This is a genomic window from Kordia sp. (assembly GCF_045105435.1).
GTDB lineage: Bacteria > Bacteroidota > Bacteroidia > Flavobacteriales > Flavobacteriaceae > Kordia.
Window position 1 is genome coordinate 1 of sequence record NZ_JBGCDL010000203.1, and the last position, 4731, is coordinate 4731.

Annotated in this window: 7 protein-coding genes; 1 reads left to right on the forward strand and 6 read right to left on the reverse strand. The window is 33.2% G+C overall.

Going from position 1 to position 4731, the window contains the following annotated elements; all coding sequences use genetic code 11:
• Positions 1-424 precede the first annotated feature (424 nt).
• Positions 425-883, reverse strand: a complete 459-nt coding sequence (gene smpB / locus AB8B65_RS10640) for an SsrA-binding protein SmpB (RefSeq protein WP_405300962.1) — start codon at positions 881-883, stop codon at positions 425-427.
• 306 nt (positions 884-1189) lie between these two features.
• On the opposite strand from smpB, the gene AB8B65_RS10645 reads away from it, so the two are divergent.
• Positions 1190-1345 carry a class I lanthipeptide gene (locus tag AB8B65_RS10645; protein WP_405300963.1) on the forward strand — a complete coding sequence of 52 codons (156 nt, stop codon included), beginning with the start codon at positions 1190-1192 and terminating at the stop codon, positions 1343-1345.
• 90 nt (positions 1346-1435) lie between these two features.
• Here AB8B65_RS10645 and AB8B65_RS10650 read toward each other — a convergent pair whose 3' ends face one another.
• From AB8B65_RS10650 to AB8B65_RS10670, 5 genes are read right to left on the reverse strand one after another with little or no spacing between them, the layout of a single operon-like run.
• On the reverse strand, positions 1436-1963 hold the full coding sequence (locus AB8B65_RS10650) for a SixA phosphatase family protein (RefSeq protein ID WP_405300964.1): 528 nt from the start codon (positions 1961-1963) through the stop codon (positions 1436-1438).
• 20 nt (positions 1964-1983) lie between these two features.
• Positions 1984-2682, reverse strand: coding sequence for a purine-nucleoside phosphorylase (deoD, locus tag AB8B65_RS10655; RefSeq protein WP_405300965.1), 699 nt, complete (start codon positions 2680-2682; stop codon positions 1984-1986).
• Positions 2683-2684: 2 nt separating this feature from the next.
• Complete coding sequence (gene deoC, locus AB8B65_RS10660; protein WP_405300966.1) at positions 2685-3350, reverse strand: deoxyribose-phosphate aldolase; 666 nt, start codon at positions 3348-3350, stop codon at positions 2685-2687.
• 59 nt (positions 3351-3409) lie between these two features.
• Positions 3410-3898, reverse strand: a complete 489-nt coding sequence (locus AB8B65_RS10665) for an acyl-CoA thioesterase (RefSeq protein WP_405300967.1) — start codon at positions 3896-3898, stop codon at positions 3410-3412.
• 54 nt (positions 3899-3952) lie between these two features.
• Positions 3953-4549 carry a TetR/AcrR family transcriptional regulator gene (locus AB8B65_RS10670; protein ID WP_405300968.1) on the reverse strand — a complete coding sequence of 199 codons (597 nt, stop codon included), beginning with the start codon at positions 4547-4549 and terminating at the stop codon, positions 3953-3955.
• Between the last annotated feature and the right edge of the window lie 182 nt (positions 4550-4731).

Sequence of the window (4731 nt, forward strand, 5' to 3'; positions counted from 1 at the left end):
TCAGCAAGAACGTTCAGTAAAGTAAAATAATTCGTGAATTCGTGGTAAAATAGATTCCTGCCTACACTTCAATATGTTCAGTAACCACGCAGGAATAAAAATAGTAAAATAATTAACGTGAGTTCGATATAATTATTTTGATATATATATCAGCAACTTACTGCAAGTGTCAAATCGAGCGCAGTCGAGATTCAATCGAAATCGTAGTTTTGTAAGTGTTCTCGACTGCGCTCGAACTGACAAGTGTTTGATTATTATTGAATTATGTGTAGAATAAAGACTTTTTACGTCGAACTGACGTTAATTAATAAGATACTGAGCTTATAACATTCTAGATTTAAGATGACGCGAAAAAACACGTTTTACAAATTCCATAATAGCATCATGTTAAAACAACATGATGCACATAGTAAATAGTAGAAACCTAACGGAAGTTTTTCTTAACACGATCCAATTCACGCTTGTTGTCGCGATCTTTCATCGTTTCACGTTTGTCGTGAATCTTTTTACCTTTTGCAAGTGCAATTGATAATTTAGCCAATCCTTTTTCATTTAAGAATAAACGCAAAGGAACAATGGTTAATCCAGAGTTTTTTACTTGTTTGCTTAAACCACGCAATTCTTTTTTATTTAATAAAAGTTTACGTGTACTTCTTGGCTGATGATTGTAATGCGTTCCAAAAGCATATTCTTCAATATACATATTCACCACAAAAAGTTCGCCGCGTTCGTTGAATTCGCAGAAACTTTCGGCAATAGACGCTTTGCTCAATCGAATGGATTTTATTTCCGTTCCAGAGAGGACAATTCCCGCCGTATACTTATCTAAAATTTCGTATTGAAAGCGTGCCTTTTTGTTTTGTATGTTGATGTTTTTTTGCATAAATGGACGCAAATATAGCCATTTCACTAGAATTTGTAATAGATTTTACATTTTATATAAGAGACTGTTTTAATTTTTGAAATCTGATTTTATGATTTTGAAATCCTCTTTTTTTGAAAACATACATAGTTTTACAGCTTTTGACTTGTTATTTTAGTTATCTAACTTAATTTAAATTCGTACGAAAATTATAGTATTTGTTATATAAAATAAACAGAACGGTTTTATAAAACAGCAATAGCAATGCTTGATATTTAATGGGAAGAAAACTACTTTTAAATCATTATAAACCAAAAATATATAATTATGAAAATGCAAAAATTAAGTTCGTTAATGCTTAGAAAAGAGTCTATTACAAATTTAAATGCAGACCAATTAAAAGGAGGACACGGTTGTCCGCCACCAACGCAAACATCATGTTGGTGTAATGTAACAAGGGTAGCAGATCGTTGTCCAATATAGTTTTTACATTTTTTTAAATAAAATCAAGAAAAAAGCCATCTCATTTCGTGTGAATGAGACGGCTTTTGTATTTTTTTGCGGATGATTCGCTTAATTAACGGTCAATAATTGGACAGTTTTCGATTCACCAGAAATGGTAACAATGTATAAGTTTCCATTATTATTGTCATCAATATTTTCATAAGTTTCCTTGTTAATCAATCGATTTACAAATGCAGGAGTTGTATTGCTATGTCCCACGATTAAAACGGTTTGTCCTTTGGTTTCTTTTAAAAATTTATTCATTTTTACGCCAAAAGGATTATATGTCTTTATTTCCAACTCATGCGAATCTGCTGTTGGTTTTGCTGTTTGAAGCGTTCTGTTATAATTTGTTGAATACACTGCGTCAAAAGGTACTTTTTTAAATACATCTGCCCAATATGTAGCTCTGTTGTGTCCTTGTTTTGTTAACTCTGGATTTTTATTGCTTTTGTCAGAACGATCTTTTTCTGCATGACGAATTAAATAATATACAGAAGTATCAGTGTCAGAAGCTGTTGTAATTTCTTTTTTTTCTTGCGCAAAGCAATTTACGACTAAGAATAAACTCAGTACAAATATGATATTTTTTTTCATTAGGTGTTTGTGTTTTTTTATTAACTAATAGCCAGTGCAATTTCGATCATTTCTTTGAAAGTTTGCGCACGTTCATCGGAAGTTGTGGTTTCATCTGTTACCAAACTATCCGATATTGTGAGTAAAGATAATGCTTTTACTTGAAAACGCGCAGCAATTGTATATAAGGCAGCAGTTTCCATTTCAACACATAAAACACCATACTTTGCCCATTTTTTATAATAATTTGGATCTTCTTGATAAAAAATATCACTCGTTAAGATATTTCCAGCTTTTACAGGAATGTTTTTTTCTTTCGCCGCGACAATCGCATCCATAAATAATTCCGCATGAGCGGTTGGTGCAAAGTTTTCTCCCTGAAACGGTAAATTATTCATGCAACTGTTTGAAGAAGCAGACATTGCCACTACAATATCACGAATATTTACGTCTTTTTGGTACGAACCAGCACTTCCAACTCTAATTAGTTTTTGTATATCGTATTCATTAATTAATTCATGTACGTAGATTGAAATTGATGGCGCGCCCATTCCTGTACCTTGCACAGAAACAGGTTTTCCTTGAAAAGTTCCTGTGTAGCCAAACATGCCACGAACGTCATTATATTGTACTGGATTTTCTAAAAATGTTTCAGCAATCCATTTGGCACGCATAGGATCGCCAGGAAGTAAAACCGTGGGCGCAATAGCTCCTTTTTTTGCATTGATGTGTATACTCATAATTAATAGGTATTTTGTGATGAAGTTCCTGTAACAATCGCAATTCCGTTGGAAGTTCCAATACGTGAAACTCCAGCATCTATATATGCTTTTGCAGTTTTTAAATCGCGAATTCCGCCAGAAGCTTTTAGTTTTGCTTTTCCGTTTACGGCTTTTCTCATAAGATCGATCGCTTCTAAAGTTGCGCCGCCTGTACCAAAACCTGTAGATGTTTTTACGAAATCAGCACCAGCTGCAACGGCAAGTTGAGAAGCTTTTATAATTTCTTCACCCGATAAGTAACAGGTTTCAATAATAACTTTTAAGAGCGAATTACTAGCTGCAAATTTTAGTTGCCTGATTTCTTCTTCGACTAAATCTTCTCGTCCAGATTTTAACCAACCAATATTGATGACCATGTCAAACTCAGTAGCGCCATCGAGTTTTGCTTGTTGCAATTCAGCTATTTTCGCTTCTGTACTCATCGCGCCAAGCGGAAAACCGATAACACAGCATACTTTTACCGTTCTGTTGGTATATAAGCGTTCTTTTGCCAGTTTTACATGACAACTGTGTACGCAAACAGAGAAAAAATTGTGTGTTTCTGCTTCATTACAGAGCTGTTCAATGTCTGCAATAGTCGCGGTTGATTTTAGTAATGTGTGATCTATATAGCGGTTTATATCCATGAAACTTTCAGTTTTGCTGTAAATATACTTAAAAAGGAAGCTGTCAAAACTGATAATTATCACGAAACGGTCATCATTCGTAAACTTTTTACACGTTCGTTAAAATTAGTTTCTGCTACAGGAAGCTGTACGTTTTCAAATAAAGCGATAAAATGTGCATTGTGCTCGTGCGCTTTTCCATTTAAAACATTGAAATGGACAAACGAACTCCATAATACTGCTTTTAGCTCCGTTTTTGTTTCGTTATACATGCGAATTTCTACCAATAATTGTTTTTTGCTGTAGTGAAGTAATTGCGATTCAATAGTAACAATTTCCATCACATTTGCAGGACGAACGTAGGCAATTTGATGTGAACCTACAACCCAAGTTGTTCCAGTTTTCTTGGCATTTTCAAAAATATCCAAATCGTAATGTTCAATAAGTTGATCTTCTCTTGCATTGATGAGGTAATCTAAATATTTACTATTGTTGAGGTGATTTAACGGATCGCAATCTTGGAATCTGATTTTGGTTTTACTGGCTAAAATTTTTGGTAATTGTTTCATTTTGAGTTGTTTTAAAATATACCAATCGGTATATTTTTAGTTAAAAAAATAGTTTTATGCTCTTAATTCGGTGTCAATCATTGTATCAATTTGATTCATGGTATCTTGAATATAATAATCGTCATCCATTGTATATGCCATAAAAATTGCACCTTGAATCATCGTGTCAATTCGTTTTGCGGCAGCCATAGCATTGACGTCAGTACTAATTTCACCTTGTTCAATTCCATCTTCAATAATGGTAGCCAATTGGTCTTGAATACGCTGAATAATAGTGCGTACGTTTTGTAATAATAATGTATTTTGATTGTTCGCGTCCACGCCGACATTTAAAATTGGACAACCGCCCATTTTGTTGGTATATAGATAGTAATTTCGATAAAAATCAGAAATTAATAATAGTTTTTCAATCGGAGAATCGCTTTTGTCCATGTGCTTCACAATCTCCCTCATTAAACTTTTTACCATGAATTTAAACGCAGCTATTGCCAATTCTTCTTTGTTCTTAAAGTTTCCGTAAATGGCGCCTTTTGTCAAACCTGTAGCATTGGTAATGTCAGAAATGCTTGTTGCCGCATATCCATTTTTATTAAAAATAGGTGCGACAGTTTCTATAATATAAGTAGCAGTTTTTTCAGCTTTTCCAATCATAGGTCAAATATAATAAAAAATATACCGATCGGTATAAAATTGTGTTTTTATAGTAAAAACGTAGTTGAAGTATAGTTTCTGTGTATTTATAAGTGTTTGATTATTAGTAAATTTATAAAATAGTTGTCATGAAGAAAACGAATTTAGACGTAAAATTACATTTGAAAAAGAAAAAAATTGCT

Bases quoted from the DNA above. Each gene is read 5' to 3' on its own strand.
- AB8B65_RS10670 (WP_405300968.1), bottom strand. From the start codon at position 4,549: ATGATTGGAAAAGCTGAAAAAACTGCTACTTATATTATAGAAACTGTC.
- AB8B65_RS10665 (WP_405300967.1), bottom strand. From the start codon at position 3,898: ATGAAACAATTACCAAAAATTTTAGCCAGTAAAACCAAAATCAGATTC.
- AB8B65_RS10645 (WP_405300963.1), top strand. From the start codon at position 1,190: ATGAAAATGCAAAAATTAAGTTCGTTAATGCTTAGAAAAGAGTCTATT.
- AB8B65_RS10650 (WP_405300964.1), bottom strand. From the start codon at position 1,963: ATGAAAAAAAATATCATATTTGTACTGAGTTTATTCTTAGTCGTAAAT.
- deoC (WP_405300966.1), bottom strand. From the start codon at position 3,350: ATGGATATAAACCGCTATATAGATCACACATTACTAAAATCAACCGCG.
- deoD (WP_405300965.1), bottom strand. From the start codon at position 2,682: ATGAGTATACACATCAATGCAAAAAAAGGAGCTATTGCGCCCACGGTT.
- smpB (WP_405300962.1), bottom strand. From the start codon at position 883: ATGCAAAAAAACATCAACATACAAAACAAAAAGGCACGCTTTCAATAC.